We start from the raw sequence: 15,888 nt of genomic DNA, 5'->3' as shown, positions 1-15,888 counted from the left end.
CGGTTGCGGCAGGGGGATTAGCTGCGTTTGGTCAGGCCCATCTTGGTTCGGCCTTCAGCCGGGGTCAGCACTCGCGCGCCCAGGCGGCTGAGGATCTCCCCGGCCCGCTCCACCAGTTGCCCATTGGTCGCCAGTACGCCCTTGTCCAGCCACAAATTGTCTTCCAGGCCGACCCGCACATTGCCGCCCAGCAGCACCGCCTGCGCCGCCATCGGCATTTGCATGCGGCCGATGCCAAAGCCGGCCCACACCGCGTCGGCAGGCAGGTTGTCGACCATGGCTTTCATGGTGGTGGTGTCGGCCGGCGCGCCCCAGGGGATGCCCAGGCACAGTTGGAACAACGGGTCATCGAGCAAGCCTTCCTTGATCATCTGCTTGGCGAACCACAGGTGGCCGGTATCGAAAATCTCCAGCTCGGCCTTCACTCCCAGTTCCTGGATGCGCTTGGCACCCGCACGCAACTGGGCCGGGGTGGACACATAAATGGTGTCACCATCGCCGAAGTTCAGGGTGCCGCAGTCCAGGGTGCAGATTTCCGGCAGCAGCGCTTCGACGTGGGCCAGGCGGGTCAATGGGCCGACCAGGTCGGTGTTGGGGCCGAACTCCATGGGGTGCTCGCCGCCGCCGATTTCCAGGTCGCCGCCCATGCCGGCGGTGAGGTTGACGATGATGTCGATGTCCGCCTCGCGGATGCGCTCCATCAGTTCGCGGTACAGCGCTACGTCGCGGCTGAATTTGCCGGTGTGCGGGTCGCGCACATGGCAATGCACCACGGTGGCGCCGGCTTTGGCCGCTTCTACTGCTGCTGCAGCGATTTGCTTGGGGGTGACCGGCACGTGGGGGCTTCTGGCGGTCGTGTCGCCAGCACCGGTGAGTGCGCAGGTGATGATGACGTCGTGGTTCATGGGGCAGGTTCCTTACAGGCGGGCGTAGTGATGCCGTTCGCAGCCGGTATCAGCTGCGAAGCGGTGATTTGAAAGAGGTTATTTACTGCTCAGTTGCAGGTTTTGCGCAGCCGGCTTGCCATCGAAGGTGGTCACACCTTCCAGCCAGCGCTGCTGGTCCTGGGGGTGATCCTTGAGCCACTGCCTGGCGGACTCGAACGCATCCTTGTGCTCCAGCAGCGGCTGCATCATCCGGCTCTCGTCGGCGGCGGTGAAGGTCAGGTTGGTCAGCAGCTTGTGCACATTCGGGCATTGCTCGGCGTAGGTCGGGGTGGTGACGGTCCAGACCGTGGCCATACCTTCGTTGGGGCCCAGGGCGTCCTCGCTGCCGGACAGATAGGTCATCTGCACATTGACGTTCATCGGGTGCGGCGCCCAGCCGAAAAACACCACCGCTTCCTTGCGACGCACGGCGCGGTCCACGGCGGCGAGCATGCCGGCCTCGCTGGACTCCACCAGTTGGAATTTGCCCAGGCCGAACTGGTTCTTGGCGATCATCGCCTTGATCTGGGTATTGGCCCCCGAGCCGGGCTCGATGCCGTAGATCTTGCCGCCCAGCTCTTTCTGGAACTTGGCAATGTCGGCGAAGGTTTTCAGGCCCTTGTCTGCCAGATAGGTCGGCACCGCGAGGGTCGCGCGGGCGTCCTTGAGGCTGGGCGCGTCGAGGACTTTGACCTGCCCGGCGTCGACGAAAGGTGTGATGGTCTGGGTCATCAGCGGGTTCCAGTAACCGAGGAACAGGTCCAGGCGCTGGTCGCGAATGCCGGAGAAGATGATTTGCTGGGACGCGCTGGTTTGCTTGGTGCTGTAGCCCAGGCCGTCGAGCAGCACCTGGGTCATGGCGCTGGTGGCGATCACGTCGGTCCAGTTCACCACGCCCATGCGCACGTTTTTACAGGAGGCGGCATCGGCGGCCCACACGCTGGTGCTCAACACGGCGCCGAGTGCGAGCACGCAGCGGCTGATCAGTCGGTTCATGATGGATCCCTCGGCAGGTCGTTATTGTGGGTTCCGGCGTCTTTGTGCGCCGTGCAGCCAAGTTACCCAGCTTGCTGCCCGGTAAAACGCACGGCGGCGACCCACTTTTGCACTGCAGCGACCTTGTGCCCTTGAATGGGCGATGGAACTGGCGTATCACAGACCACGCTACCCGTCTCACGAGTGCGCACCATGTCCCAGGATTTCTACTTCCTGCTGATGCCGGGGTTCTCCGCCATCGGCTTTATTTCCGCCATCGAACCGCTGCGCGTGGCCAACCGCTTTCGCGGTGAACTGTATCGCTGGCACGTATTGAGCGCGGACGGCGGCGCGGTGTTGGCGAGCAATGGCATGTCGGTCAATGCCGACGCCGGCCTGGAGCCCCTGAAAAAAGGTGCGACCCTACTGGTGGTGGCCGGCTTCGAACCGCTGGAATTCGCCACTCAGGCCCTGGAGCACTGGCTGCGTCGTCTCGACCACGACGGCGTGACCCTGGGCGCCATCGACACCGGCAGCTTCGTCCTGGCCCAGGCCGGCCTGCTTGATGGCTACCGCCTGACCCTGCACTGGGAGGCCATCGACGCGTTCAAAGAGTCCTATCCGGCGCTGACGGTGACTCAGGAACTGTTCGAGATCGACCGCCGGCGTATCACCTGTGCCGGCGGTACCGCGTCCATCGACCTGATGCTCGACCTGATCAGCCAGGCCCACGGCCCGGAGCTGGCGATCCGGGTTTCCGAGCAATTCGTGCTGGGCCGCATCCGCCCGCGCAAAGACCACCAGCGCATGCAGATCGCCACGCGCTACGGCATCAACAACCAGAAGCTGGTGCAGGTGATTGGCGAGATGGAGCTACATACCGAGCCACCCCTGAGCACCCTGGTGCTGGCGCAGATGATCAAGGTTACGCGGCGACAGCTGGAGCGCCTGTTCCGCCTGCACCTGAACGACACCCCGAGCAACTTCTACCTCGGCCTGCGCCTGGAAAAAGCCCGGCAGTTATTGCGCCAGAGCGGCATGAGCGTGCTGGAAGTGAGCATTGCCTGTGGGTTTGAGTCGCCGTCGTATTTCACCCGCAGCTACCGGGCGCGGTTTGCCAAGTGCCCGCGGGAGGATCGGCGGCGGGAGGTGGTGTAAGTCTACTGGGCATATGCCGACCCCATGAGGGAGCAGGCAAGCCAGCTCCCTCATGGGATGTGTGGTGGGGCTTATTTTTTTACCAAGGCCGAGCACGCGGCTTTAAACGCCTCATGCTGATACTTGTTCAGCGTCGCCGGCAATGCAAAGTCATGCTTCTTGTTCTGCGCATTGATGGTCTGCGGCGACAGCAGCGTCACTTCAACGCCGTCCAGCAACTGCAATACCCCTTCAATCTTGAACGTGGTCGGGCCGCCGGCGAATTCGCCTTTCTTGCTGCGTTTCTTGATCGCGATACGGGTGATGCCGTTGTCGCGCACAAACGCGGCCACCTGGCGGGCAAAGGCTTTGACGTTGGCGGCCTCGTCATCGTCCTCGAGGGCGATTTTCTTGGTGGCCAGGGCGACGTGGGTCAGGTCCTGGGCGGCAACGGCGATAATGGCTTCGCTGCCTTTGATTTCGATGCCGCAGAGAGTCATGGATAGCCTTGTTTCAGAGAAAAGGATGGGCGCGATTGTCGCTTATTCCTGGGCAATCGACTCCAAAAACTCCGACCGCTCATCACTCATCCGCGCCAGGCAGTCATTCTGCGCAATGGCATAGGCCTGGGTGCCGGTCACTGCCGGGAAGGTATCCACCGCGCAATCAGCATCCCGTAACTTTTCCCACTTCTGCTGGGCATCCTTCAGACGAGCGGTGATGTCTGCCAACTGTGCCTTGTTGCTGGCGTAGGTAGTGCCCATGCGTTCCAGCAAGCTCTGGTAGTTATCCTTGAGCAGCTGTTCGGCGGTGGTTTTGTTGTAGGAGGCGCATTCCAGGGTCTGTTTGTCGTTTTCGATGCCATCACACGGCGTGCTGTCGGTGTCTTCAGCCGCGTGGACGCCGGTGGCGAGGAGTACCAAAGCCAGGAAAATCGGTTTCATTGCGCCTTCTCATGTCAGGGGATGGGTCGAATTCTGGCTCAAGCGTAGGCCAAAGAACAGATGCAGGACAGACACGTCCGTGCACCCTTTGTCGTGGATTGACGCTTTCGGCAATTCCCCTGTCGTTTTTGCACCCGGCTCCGTCAGCCCCTGGGCATATGCTGGCCCCAAAGCGCCGGCAGACGATTCGGCGCATGAATCGCCAATAAGGGGACGCCTGATGAGCCCAGCCGAACTGCACGCCGACAGCATCGTTATCGACGGGCTGATCATTGCCAAGTGGAACCGCGACCTGTTCGAGGACATGCGCAAGGGTGGCCTGACCGCCGCCAACTGCACGGTTTCGGTGTGGGAAGGCTTCCAGGCCACGATCAATAACATCGTGGCCAGCCAGACCCTGATCCGCGAGAACAGCGACCTGGTGATCCCGGTGAAGACCACCGCCGATATCCGCCGCGCCAAGGAGCAGGGCAAGACCGGCATCATCTTCGGCTTCCAGAATGCCCATGCCTTTGAAGACCAACTCGGCTATGTCGAGATCTTCAAGCAGCTCGGCGTCGGTGTGGTGCAGATGTGCTACAACACCCAGAACCTGGTGGGTACCGGCTGCTACGAGCGCGACGGCGGCCTGTCGGGCTTCGGGCGTGAAATCGTCGGCGAGATGAACCGTGTCGGCATCATGTGCGACCTGTCCCACGTCGGCTCCAAGACATCCGAAGAAGTCATCCTCGAATCGAAAAAACCGGTGTGCTACTCCCACTGCCTGCCGTCCGGGCTCAAAGAGCACCCGCGCAACAAATCCGATGCAGAACTCAAATTCATTGCCGACCACGGTGGTTTTGTCGGCGTGACCATGTTTGCGCCGTTCCTGGCCAAGGGCATTGACTCGACCATCGACGACTACGCCGAAGCCATCGAGTACACCATGAACATTGTTGGCGAAGACGCCATCGGCATCGGTACCGACTTTACCCAGGGCCATGGCCAGGATTTCTTCGAAATGCTGACCCATGACAAGGGCTACGCCCGCCGCCTGACCAGCTTCGGCAAAATCATCAACCCGCTGGGCATTCGTACCGTGGGCGAGTTCCCCAACCTGACCGAGACCCTGCTCAAGCGCGGCCACAGCGAACGCGTGGTGCGCAAGATCATGGGTGAAAACTGGGTCAACGTGTTGAAAGACGTCTGGGGCGAATAAGCCATCGTTTTTTCTCCCCCGGCCATTCGCGCCGGGGCATTACCAAGAATTTTCTGGAGTTAAGTTTCCATGGCCAAGATCGCCCCGCAATTGCCTATCGAAGTCGACAGCGAAACCGGTGTCTGGACCTCCGACGCCCTGCCGATGCTGTACGTGCCGCGCCATTTCTTCGTCAACAACCATATGGGCATCGAGGAAGTGCTGGGCGCTGAAGCCTACGCCGAAATCCTCTACAAGGCCGGCTACAAGTCGGCCTGGCACTGGTGTGAAAAAGAAGCCGAATGCCACGGCCTGGAAGGCGTCGCGGTGTTCGAGCACTACATGAAGCGCCTGTCGCAGCGCGGCTGGGGCCTGTTCAAGATCCAGGACATCGACCTCGACAAAGGCACTGCCAGCGTCAAGCTCGAACACTCGGCCTTTGTGTATGTGTACGGCAAGGTCGGGCGCAAAGTGGACTACATGTTCACCGGCTGGTTTGCCGGCGCCATGGACCAGATTCTGCAAGCGCGCGGCAGCCAGATCCGCACTGTCGCCGAACAAGTCTACGGAGGCTCCGAAGAGGGCCACGATGACGGCTTGTTCACCGTCAAGCCGTTGTAAGCCGAGGACCGTGCCATGGCTTTCGAAGCAATGTTTGCGCCGATCCAGATCGGCAAACTGACCATCCGCAACCGCGTGCTCAGTACCGCCCACGCCGAGGTGTATGCCACCGACGGCGGGATGACCACCGAGCGTTATGTGAAGTATTACGAAGAGAAAGCCAAGGGCGGTATTGGCCTGGCGATCTGTGGCGGCTCCTCGGTGGTGGCGATCGACAGCCCGCAGGAGTGGTGGAGTTCGGTGAACCTGTCCACCGACCGCATCATCCCGCACTTCCAGAACCTGGCTGACGCGATGCACAAGCATGGCGCCAAGATCATGATCCAGATTACCCACATGGGCCGTCGCTCGCGTTGGGACGGCTTCAACTGGCCAACCCTGATGTCGCCCTCCGGCGTGCGTGAGCCGGTACACCGTGCGACCTGCAAGACCATCGAACCGGAAGAAATCTGGCGGGTGATCGGCAACTACGCCAGCGCCGCAGCTCGGGCCAAGGCCGGTGGCCTGGATGGCGTGGAACTGTCGGCGGTGCACCAGCACATGATCGACCAGTTCTGGAGCCCGCGAGTCAACAAGCGTACCGATGAATGGGGCGGCAGCTTCGAGGGGCGGATGAAATTCGGCCTGGAAGTGCTCAAGGCCGTGCGTGCAGAAGTCGGCCCGGATTTTTGCGTCGGCATCCGTCTGTGCGGCGACGAGTTCCACCCGGACGGCCTGTCCCACGAGGACATGAAGCAGATCGCCAAGTATTACGACGACACCGGCATGCTCGACTTTATCGGCGTGGTCGGCTCGGGGTGCGACACGCACAACACCCTGGCCAACGTGATCCCCAATATGAGTTTCCCGCCGGAGCCGTTCCTGCACCTGGCCGCCGGGATCAAGGAAGTGGTCAAGGTCCCGGTGCTGCACGCGCAGAACATCAAGGACCCGAACCAGGCCACGCGCATCCTCGAAGGCGGCTATGTGGACATGGTCGGCATGACCCGCGCGCATATGGCCGACCCGCACCTGATCGCCAAGATCAAAATGGGCCAGATCGACCAGATCAAGCAGTGTGTCGGCGCCAACTATTGCATCGACCGCCAGTACCAGGGCCTGGACGTGCTGTGCATCCAGAATGCCGCGACCTCCCGTGAATACATGGGCGTGCCGCACATCATCGAAAAATCCACCGGGCCCAAGCGCAAAGTGGTGGTGGTCGGTGCCGGCCCGGCCGGGATGGAAGCGGCGCGGGTCGCTGCCGAGCGCGGCCACGACGTGACCCTGTTGGAGAAAAAAGACTTTATCGGCGGGCAGATCACCACGGCGTCCAAGGCACCGCAGCGCGACCAGATCGCCGGTATCACCCGCTGGTTCCAGCTGGAACTGGCGCGGCTGAACGTCGACCTGCGCCTGGGCGTGGCGGCCGATGCCGCGACCATCCTCGACCTGCGTCCCGATGTGGTGGTGCTGGCCGTGGGCGGGCACCCGTTCCTCGAGCAGAACGAACACTGGGGCGCGGCAGAAGGCCTGGTGGTCAGCAGTTGGGACGTGCTCGACGGCAAGGTGGCGCCGGGCAAGAACGTGCTGGTGTACGACACCATCTGCGAATTCACCGGCATGTCGGTGGCGGACTTTTTGGCCGACAAGGGCTGCCAGGTCGAGATCGTCACTGACGATATCAAGCCTGGTGTGGCCATCGGCGGTACGTCATTCCCGACCTACTACCGCAGCATGTACCCCAAGGAAGTGATCATGACCGGCGACATGATGCTGGAGAAGGTCTACCGCGAGGGCGACAAACTCATCGCCGTGCTGGAGAACGAGTACACCGGCGCCAAGGAAGAGCGGGTGGTGGACCAGGTGGTGGTGGAGAACGGCGTGCGTCCGGACGAAGAAATCTACTACGCCCTCAAGCAAGGGGCGCGCAACAAGGGGCAGATGGACGTTGAGGCGCTGTTCGCGATCAAGCCGCAACCGTGCCTGAGCGAGCCGGGGGAGGGCTACTTGCTGTTCCGCATCGGCGACTGCGTGGCCCAGCGCAATACCCACGCTGCGATCTACGACGCCCTGCGCCTGTGCAAGGATTTCTGACCCAACACCGAACCAATGTGGACTCGGTCAAAAATGTGGGAGCTTCACCATGTTGAACACCTTGCTTCCTGTTCTTTTGTTCGCAGCGATGGGCCTCGCCGTCCTCGGCGCCCTGCGCCGGGTGAATATGTGGCGCCGTGGCCGTGCCGCCAAGGTCGACTTGCTGGGTGGCCTGCTGGCCATGCCCAAGCGCTATATGGTCGACCTGCACCACGTGGTCGCCCGCGACAAATATATCGCCAACACCCACGTCGCCACGGCCCTGGGCTTTGTGCTGTCGGCGTTGCTGGCGATCCTGGTGCACGGCTTCGGCCTGCATAACCGTATCCTCGGCTACGCCTTGCTGCTGGCATCGGTGCTGATGTTTGTCGGCGCCACCTTCGTCTATCTGCGCCGGCGCAACCCGCCGTCGCGACTGTCCAAAGGCCCGTGGATGCGCCTGCCGAAAAGCCTGATGGCGTTTTCGGTGAGCTTCTTCCTGGTGACGTTGCCGGTGGCCGGGCTCCTGCCTGCCGACTTCGGTGGCTGGCTGTTGGCCGCGCTGCTCGGTGTGGGCGTGCTGTGGGGCGTGTCGGAAATGTTCTTCGGCATGACCTGGGGCGGGCCAATGAAACACGCCTTTGCCGGCGCACTGCACCTGGCCTGGCACCGCCGCGCCGAACGCTTTGGCGGTGGCCGCTCCACCGGCTTGAAGCCGCTGGACCTGGCCGACAAGAACGCGCCCCTGGGCGTGGAAAAACCCAAGGATTTCACCTGGAACCAACTGCTCGGTTTTGACGCCTGTGTGCAGTGCGGCAAGTGCGAAGCCGCGTGCCCGGCCTTCGCCGCCGGCCAGCCGCTGAACCCGAAAAAGCTGATCCAGGACATGGTGGTCGGCCTGGCCGGCGGCACTGATGCCAAGTTCGCCGGCAGCCCGTATCCCGGCAAGCCCGTGGGCGAACACGGCGGCAATCCGCACCAACCGATCGTCAATGGCCTGGTGGACGCCGAGACATTGTGGTCGTGTACCACCTGCCGCGCCTGCGTCGAAGAGTGCCCGATGATGATCGAGCACGTAGACGCCATCGTTGATATGCGCCGCCACCTGACCCTGGAAAAAGGTGCCACGCCGAACAAGGGCGCCGAAGTCCTGGAGAACCTGATCGCCACCGACAACCCCGGCGGATTCGCCCCAGGTGGGCGGATGAACTGGGCGGCGGATTTGAACCTGCCATTGCTCGGCGACAAGCAAACCACCGACGTGCTGTTCTGGGTCGGCGACGGCGCCTTCGACATGCGCAACCAGCGCACTTTGCGCGCCTTCGTCAAAGTGCTGAAAGCGGCCAAGGTAGACTTCGCCGTACTGGGCCTGGAGGAGCGCGACAGCGGCGACGTGGCCCGGCGTCTGGGCGATGAGGCGACGTTCCAATTGCTGGCCGCGCGCAATATCCAGACCCTGGCCAAGTACCGCTTCCAGCGCATCGTGACCTGCGATCCCCATAGCTTCCATGTGTTGAAAAACGAATACGGCGCCTTCGACGGCAACTACCAGGTGCAGCACCACAGCACCTACATGGCCGAGCTGATCGACGCAGGCCTGCTGAACCTGGGCCAGCACAAGGGCAACAGCGTGACCTACCACGACCCGTGCTATCTGGGGCGCTATAACGGTGAGTACGAGGCCCCGCGCCAAGTGCTGCGGGCACTGGGGATTGAGATCAAGGAGATGCAACGTTCGGGTTTCCGTTCCCGTTGCTGCGGTGGCGGTGGCGGCGCGCCGATCACTGATATTCCCGGCAAGCAGCGCATCCCCGACATGCGTATGGAAGACATCCGCGAGACCGGCGCCGAGCTGGTAGCCGTGGGTTGCCCACAGTGCACGGCGATGCTCGAAGGGGTGGTCGAGCCCCGCCCACTGATCAAGGACATTGCCGAGTTGGTGGCGGATGCCTTGCTCGAAGAGGCTGCACCGGCCAAGAACACACGTGTACCAGCGGAGGTCCACTGATGAGCGACATTATCCGCCGCGACCCACGGGCCGAATGGATCGCCCGCAACCGCTTGCACCCGCTGCATGCGGCGATGCAACCGGAGCAGCACAGCTGGATGGGGCCTAACGGCATCATCCGTAAAAATGTGCATGGCATCGGTTTTATCGGCCCCAACGGCATCAAGCGGATCGACCGCAGCGGCGCCCAGCAGGGCGGTGCGACCAAACGTACGGCCGCGGCGCAAGTGCAGTTGCCGCTGCACCAGGTGCCAGCCCCGGCGTTTTACATCAACGTGGTGCCGGACATGGTCGGCGGCCGCCTGAGCAGCCACGACCGCGACTTGCTGGGCCTGGCGCGGCAACTGGCCGGCAGCGACGGTGCGGTGCTGGCAGTGGTGTTTGGCGAACATAAGGAAAGTGCCTTCGACACGGCCGGCGTGGATCGCCTGCTGGTGCTCGACGGCCACGAATTCGAGGGTTATTCACCGGAGCAGCGGGTCCATGGCCTGCGGGCTGTGGATAACCAGTTCCGCCCGCGTCATTGGCTGCTGCCCGACAGCCGCAGTGGCGGGGGTGAACTGGGGCGGCGCTTTGCCGCGAGCCTCAAGGAACGCCCGGCCACCCGGGTGTGGCAGATCAAGGGTAATGAGTGCATCGGCCGTGCCGGCGCGGGCCAGGAAGACCTGGCGCGCACGCTGCCACGGCTGATCCTCGCTGCGGTGGAATGTGCCGATCCAGTCAGCGAAACGCGCCATGAAGTGTTGCCGGTGGAGTTATCCACAGCCCTGGCGCGCAGCTTGCCGCGTATCGAGGATCTGGGTGCGGTGGCAGTGGATCCCGGTGCGATTCCCATGGCCGAGGCCGAGTTTATTTTCTCCGGTGGCAATGGGGTCAAGGACTGGGACCTGTTCCATCAGACGGCCGCGGCCCTGGGCGCCACCGAAGGTGCGTCGCGGGTGGCGGTGGATGATGGCTTCATGGCTCGTGATCGCCAGGTGGGTGCCAGTGGTATCTGGGTCACCGCCCGGGTGTATGTGGCGGTCGGGATTTCCGGGGCGATCCAGCACCTGCAAGGCATCGGTGCCTGCGACAAGGTGGTGGCGATCAACCTCGATCCGGGTTGCGACATGATCAAGCGCGCCGACCTGTCGGTGATCGGCGACAGCGGCGACATTCTCCGGGCCTTGATTGCTGCGGTCCAGGCCCACCGTAACGGCGCCAAGCGCGATGCGGCTTAAACAAAGGATATGGCCATGACCACCCATGTAATCAGCCTGGTATCCATAGGCGCCCACCCGACCTCCGGCCGGCCACGCCGCGCCGAACAGGATGCGCGTGCCGTCGAGCTGGGGTTGCAACTGGCTGGGGATAACCTGCAAGTGCTGCATGCCGGCGATATCGCCGAGCCGACCCTGCGTGCTTACCTGGGCATGGGGCTGGCGCAGTTACACGTGCTGGAACAACCGGCCGGCGCCGATGCCCTGCCAGTGCTCGGCGACTACCTGCGGGACACTGGTGCGCAGGTGGTGCTTACCGGCAGCCAGGCCGAAACGGGCGAGGGCTCGGGGATGTTGCCGTTCCTGCTGGCCGAGCAACTGGGCTGGCCGCTGATTGTCGGCCTGGCTCAGGTGGAGTCCATCGACAGCGGCGTAGCCCAGGTACTGCAAGCGCTGCCTCGTGGTCAGCGGCGACGCCTGAAAGTGCGCCTGCCGTTTCTGGCCACGGTGGATAACGCCGGGCCCAAGCCGCGGCAAAGCGCCTACGGCCCGGCCCAGCGTGGCGTGCTGCAGGAGCACGACGTGGCGGTGGTGGACGATGAGTTATTCACAGGCGCCGTGCTGCAACCGGCCAAGCCTCGGCCCAAGCGGCTCAAGGTGATCAAGGCCAAGAGCGGCGCCGACCGCATGAAGGCCGCCACGGCCAAGGCCAGCGGCGGAGGTGGGCAGGTGCTGAAGGGGGTAAGCCCTGAGGCGGGCGCTGAGGCAATTCTCAAGCTGCTGATTGAGGAGGGTGTGGTTCGCTAGGGCTGAAATAATCGCACATACATACCGCGATGCCAGCCTTTGCCAGTGCCTGGGTGTGAGCTTAAATAAATAAATTTTCAGCCAAAGGATCCAGCCCCATGCCCGTCAAATTCCGCGCGGCAGTGCCCGCCGATGCCCGCGATATAGCGCGTCTGTTCCTGATCTCTTCAGAAGGAGCCGCGGCTTACATCTGGAGCCAGCTCGCAGAGCCAGGCCAGGAACTCCTGGACGTTGGCGCCAGCCGTTATGCGCGCTCGGGTGTGGATTTCTCTTATGAAAATTGCCTGATCGCCGAATCAGAGGGCGTGGTGGTGGGCATGATGCACAGTTATGTCATGCGCCATGATCCGGATGCAGAGCCGGTTACCGATCCAGTCCTTGCTCCCTACGCGGACCTGGAGATCCCCGATACCCTTTATATTTCCAGCCTGGCGCTGCACGAAGGTTGGCGCGGCCAAGGCTTGGGCGTGCAATTTCTCGACCATGCCCGACAGCGGGCCGAGCACCTTGGGCTTATCGGCTTGAGCCTGATTGACTATGCGGCCAATACCGGTGCCCTGAGGTTCTATGAGCGCCATGGCTTTCGGATTGTCGACAGTTGCCAGATAACCCCGCACCCGATGCTAGGTGTCACCGGCAAAGCTTACTTGATGCAGTACCCGTAGCCCTCGACTGGGGGTTACCCACAATCCCTGTTGGTTCACCTGTGGATAACCTGTTCGCGGTTGTCCACACCCCAGTGAAATCAAGCCCTGCAGCCCTCTGTACGAAAAACAACCAACCTAAGCGACGGTTTTTGCTCGGCTTTTTCTGTGGATAAGGAAATAGCCTGGTTCAGAGTTGCCCCCAAAGTCTGTTGGTGCTTCTGTGGATAAGATGTTCGCTATCCGCTGTAAGCCATAGGGATAAAGGCTTGTAGTAAGTTGGTTGAAAAATGATCAATGTCGCTGTTTCAACCGATCTACGCGCGTAAAGCCTCGATTTTGCTCGGTTGCCGGCGGTTTTCCACAGAAGGGGTAAAGTTGCCCCCAAAGTCTGTTGGCGCTTCTGTGGATAAGGTGTTTGCGTTCCTCTGCAGGCCATATAGAACGTGGCTTGTGAGCTTCTGGTTAAAAACTGATCAATGTTGGATAAAACCCGCTGCTTTGAATAAGTCACGGATTTTCTTGGTTTTATTTTGAGGGAACAGGGCAGTTGCCCACAATTGCTGTGGGTGGGTTTGTGGATAAGTTGTTGGGCGATGGCTGGAGGGCAGGGTAGTAGCGGGCTGGAGTGGTGATGGTCAATTTATGAACAGATGAGTATCCAAATGTGGGAGCGGACTTGCTCCCACATTTTTGATCTCTGGTGCGTCAGTTACTCGTGTGCGGCGACACCTTTGAGGTACGGCGCCGGTGCCGCCCCCAGGTTGTTCAGCATGCGCTCGCTGTACCAGTCCACAAAGTTCACCACGCCAAACTCATAGGTCTTGGAGTACGGCCCCGGCTGGTAAGCGGTGGAGTTGATCCCGCGCTGGTTCTCCTCGGCCAGGCGCCGGTCCTGGTCGTTGGTCGCGTCCCACACTTGGCGCATGCGCTCGACGTCGTAGTCCACCCCTTCCACAGCGTCCTTGTGCACCAGCCACTTGGTGGTGACCATGGTTTCCTGGGCGCTGATCGGCCATACCGTGAAGACGATGATGTGATCGCCCATGCAGTGGTTCCACGAGTGCGGCAGGTGCAGGATGCGCATCGAGCCGAGGTCGGGGTTCTTGATGCGGCCCATCAGTTTCTTGCAGCCCTGCTTGCCATCCAGGGTCATCGACACGGTGCCCTTGAGCAGCGGCATGCGCACGATGCGGTTGCGCAGGCCGAAGCTGGCGTGGGCGTAAGGGATCTTCTCGGCGTCCCAGGCGGCGGCTGAAGCGGCGACGTGGTCCTTGAACGCCTGGTCAGCCCGTGGGTCGGTGACGTCGTCCCATTCCAGCAGGGTTTTCAGCAACTCGGGGTGGGAGGCGTTGCAGTGGTAGCACTCGCGGTTGTTTTCCAGCACCAGTTTCCAGTTGGCTTTTTCGAACAAGGTGGTCTGGATCGCCACCTTGGTGTTTTCCATGTCGTAGGGTTCCATGTAATGGTTCAGCGTCGACAAAAAGTCATCAATGGCCGGCGGGTTCTCGGCCAGGCTGATAAAGATGTAGCCGCCGGCGGTCTTCACGTTCACCGGTTTGAGGCCGTACTGCTTCATGTCGAAGTCGGCGCCCATCTCGGTGCCGGCGAACAGCAGGCGCCCGTCCAGTTCGTAGGTCCACTGGTGGTAATGGCACACCAGTTTGGCGACCTTGCCCTTGTCGCTGGTGCACAGGCGCGAGCCGCGATGGCGGCAGACGTTGTGGAAGGCATGCACCACGCCTTCGGCGCCACGAATCACGATGATCGGGTTCTTGCCGATCTGCAGGGTCAGGTAGTTGCCCTTGGCCGGGATTTCGCAGGTCATGCCGGCGATCAACCATTCCTTCTGGAAGATCTCCTGCATGTCGATATCGAACAGCCGCTGGTCAGAGTAAAACGGCTGGGGCAGCGAAAAAGTGCGCTCGCGCTCTTGCAGCATTTGCGCGGTGGCCTTGCGTGCGGGTTCCAGCGGATCGCCCAAGCTCAAGGTTGCGGTGACGTCCATTATGTGTGTCCTCAAGGCCATTCTGTGTGGCCGCGATAAGTGGCTGATCAGGTTTGCAGCAAGGCGTAAAGAAAGCGTCGTTGTTGGCTGCGAGTGTGGGCCCGGTGCTGCCCGCAACCTTATCCATTAACGACATGGCCCACTCTGTTCCCGACGCGCAACCCCAGTGGTATGGGGGCTGGTCGCGATAAGTATGCGAATGTCGCAGATAGGTAAATGGCAGGTCGCGGCGTTACGCAGAATCGCCAGCATCAAGCCGAACTACGGCCGTGGAGAACAGCATGTCCAACAGCTTCCTGAATCCTGTCACCACCCAGACCTGGGCCAATGGTCGGCACATCGTCCGTTGCGTCAAAGTCATCCAGGAAACCTGGGATGTGCGCACCTTCTGCTTTATGGCCGACCAGCCGATCCTGTTCTTTTTCAAGCCGGGGCAGTTCGTCACCCTGGAACTGGAGATCGACGGCCAGCCGATCATGCGCTCGTACACCATTTCCAGCTCGCCATCGGTGCCCTACAGCTTCTCGGTGACGATCAAGCGCGTGCCGGGTGGCAAGGTCTCCAACTGGTTGCACGACACCCTGCACGAAGGCCAGGAGCTGGCGGTACACGGGCCGGTCGGGCTGTTCAATGCCATCGACTTCAGCAACCCCAAGGTGCTGTACCTCAGCGGCGGCGTGGGTATCACACCGGTGATGTCCATGGCGCGCTGGTATTACGACACCAACGCCAATGTCGACATGGTGTTTGTGCACAGTGCCCGCTCGCCGAAAGACATCATCTACCACCGCGAGCTGGAGCATATGGCGTCGCGCATCGACAACTTCAGCCTGCACCTGATCTGTGAGAAACATGGCCTGGGCGAGCCGTGGGCCGGTTATCGGGGTTACCTCAACCAGAAAATGCTCGAACTGATGGTGCCGGACTTCCTTGAGCGCGAAGTGTTCTGCTGCGGCCCTACGCCCTATATGAACGCGGTCAAGCGCCTGCTGGAAGCCAATGGCTTCGACATGAGCCGTTACCACGAGGAATCCTTCGGCGCCACGCCACCGGAGGCGCGGGCCGATGCTGTGGAACAAGCCGAACAGGCCGCCGATGCGCCGGAAATCGACCTGGCGGATCTGCACCAGGTGGAATTTATCTCGTCAGGCAAAAGCATTCGTGTGGCACCCGGGGAAACCGTGCATGCGGCAGCTGCCAAGCTGGGCCTGCTGATTCCCAAGGCCTGCGGCATGGGCATATGCGGCACATGCAAGGTGATGAAACTGGGTGGGGAAGTGGAGATGGAGCACAACGGCGGGATTACCGAGGAAGACGAAGCCGAAGGCTACATCCTGTCGTGCTGCAGCGTGCCGAAGGGTGATGTGCGGATCGAGTTCTAATACCC

General features: G+C 61.7%; 14 protein-coding genes. 9 read left to right on the top strand and 5 right to left on the bottom strand.

Features of this window, described 5'->3' with window-relative positions; genetic code table 11:
- Window positions 1-17: 17 nt before the first annotated feature.
- Together cdhC and HU773_RS25900 are read right to left on the bottom strand one after the other, a co-directional pair.
- On the bottom strand, window positions 18-905 hold the full coding sequence (gene cdhC, locus HU773_RS25905) for a 3-dehydrocarnitine:acetyl-CoA trimethylamine transferase CdhC (RefSeq protein WP_128593314.1): 888 nt from the start codon (window positions 903-905) through the stop codon (window positions 18-20).
- 78 nt (window positions 906-983) lie between these two features.
- Window positions 984-1,922: a choline ABC transporter substrate-binding protein gene (locus HU773_RS25900; RefSeq protein WP_170045181.1), complete on the bottom strand. Its 939-nt coding sequence runs from the start codon at window positions 1,920-1,922 to the stop codon at window positions 984-986.
- Between the two features lie 192 nt (window positions 1,923-2,114).
- On the opposite strand from HU773_RS25900, the gene HU773_RS25895 reads away from it, so the two are divergent.
- Window positions 2,115-3,059 carry a GlxA family transcriptional regulator gene (locus HU773_RS25895; protein ID WP_186624950.1) on the top strand — a complete coding sequence of 315 codons (945 nt, stop codon included), beginning with the start codon at window positions 2,115-2,117 and terminating at the stop codon, window positions 3,057-3,059.
- A 71-nt stretch (window positions 3,060-3,130) separates the two neighbouring features.
- Here HU773_RS25895 and HU773_RS25890 read toward each other — a convergent pair whose 3' ends face one another.
- Both HU773_RS25890 and HU773_RS25885 read right to left on the bottom strand, forming a co-directional pair.
- Window positions 3,131-3,538, bottom strand: a complete 408-nt coding sequence (locus HU773_RS25890; RefSeq protein WP_057960842.1) for a DUF3010 family protein — start codon at window positions 3,536-3,538, stop codon at window positions 3,131-3,133.
- A 42-nt stretch (window positions 3,539-3,580) separates the two neighbouring features.
- Complete coding sequence (locus HU773_RS25885; protein ID WP_057440260.1) at window positions 3,581-3,982, bottom strand: lysozyme inhibitor LprI family protein; 402 nt, start codon at window positions 3,980-3,982, stop codon at window positions 3,581-3,583.
- A 220-nt stretch (window positions 3,983-4,202) separates the two neighbouring features.
- Between HU773_RS25885 and HU773_RS25880 the strand changes: the two genes are divergently transcribed.
- The 7 genes from HU773_RS25880 (at window position 4,203) to HU773_RS25850 (ending at window position 12,514) form a co-directional block, all read left to right on the top strand.
- Window positions 4,203-5,180, top strand: coding sequence for a dipeptidase (locus tag HU773_RS25880; RefSeq protein ID WP_032858660.1), 978 nt, complete (start codon window positions 4,203-4,205; stop codon window positions 5,178-5,180).
- A 69-nt stretch (window positions 5,181-5,249) separates the two neighbouring features.
- The gene (locus HU773_RS25875) at window positions 5,250-5,780 is read left to right on the top strand and encodes a DUF5943 domain-containing protein (RefSeq protein WP_027606002.1); all 531 of its coding nucleotides are present in this window, start codon (window positions 5,250-5,252) and stop codon (window positions 5,778-5,780) included.
- Window positions 5,781-5,795: 15 nt separating this feature from the next.
- A complete protein-coding gene (gene dgcA, locus HU773_RS25870; protein WP_057960840.1) occupies window positions 5,796-7,856 on the top strand; it encodes a dimethylglycine demethylation protein DgcA in 2,061 nt (686 codons plus the stop codon).
- A gap of 49 nt (window positions 7,857-7,905) precedes the next feature.
- Window positions 7,906-9,843 carry a dimethylglycine demethylation protein DgcB gene (gene dgcB, locus HU773_RS25865; RefSeq protein ID WP_128593315.1) on the top strand — a complete coding sequence of 646 codons (1,938 nt, stop codon included), beginning with the start codon at window positions 7,906-7,908 and terminating at the stop codon, window positions 9,841-9,843.
- Complete coding sequence (etfA, locus tag HU773_RS25860) at window positions 9,843-11,063, top strand: electron transfer flavoprotein subunit alpha (RefSeq protein ID WP_186624947.1); 1,221 nt, start codon at window positions 9,843-9,845, stop codon at window positions 11,061-11,063. The genes dgcB and etfA overlap by 1 nt, the downstream gene beginning before the upstream one ends.
- 15 nt (window positions 11,064-11,078) lie before the next feature.
- The gene (gene etfB / locus HU773_RS25855; RefSeq protein ID WP_057440263.1) at window positions 11,079-11,849 is read left to right on the top strand and encodes an electron transfer flavoprotein subunit beta; all 771 of its coding nucleotides are present in this window, start codon (window positions 11,079-11,081) and stop codon (window positions 11,847-11,849) included.
- A gap of 98 nt (window positions 11,850-11,947) precedes the next feature.
- A complete protein-coding gene (locus tag HU773_RS25850; RefSeq protein ID WP_186624946.1) occupies window positions 11,948-12,514 on the top strand; it encodes a GNAT family N-acetyltransferase in 567 nt (188 codons plus the stop codon).
- Window positions 12,515-13,205: 691 nt separating this feature from the next.
- Here the strand turns inward: HU773_RS25850 and gbca are convergent.
- Window positions 13,206-14,501, bottom strand: a complete 1,296-nt coding sequence (gene gbca / locus HU773_RS25845; RefSeq protein ID WP_057440265.1) for a glycine betaine monooxygenase oxygenase subunit — start codon at window positions 14,499-14,501, stop codon at window positions 13,206-13,208.
- Between the two features lie 281 nt (window positions 14,502-14,782).
- On the opposite strand from gbca, the gene gbcB reads away from it, so the two are divergent.
- Window positions 14,783-15,883, top strand: coding sequence for a glycine betaine monooxygenase reductase subunit (gene gbcB, locus HU773_RS25840; protein ID WP_057440266.1), 1,101 nt, complete (start codon window positions 14,783-14,785; stop codon window positions 15,881-15,883).
- Window positions 15,884-15,888 lie beyond the last annotated feature (5 nt).

The sequence above is a fragment of the Pseudomonas shahriarae genome (genome assembly GCF_014268455.2).
Taxonomy (GTDB): domain Bacteria; phylum Pseudomonadota; class Gammaproteobacteria; order Pseudomonadales; family Pseudomonadaceae; genus Aquipseudomonas; species Aquipseudomonas shahriarae.
This window is presented reverse-complemented; position numbering and strand designations above follow the sequence as displayed.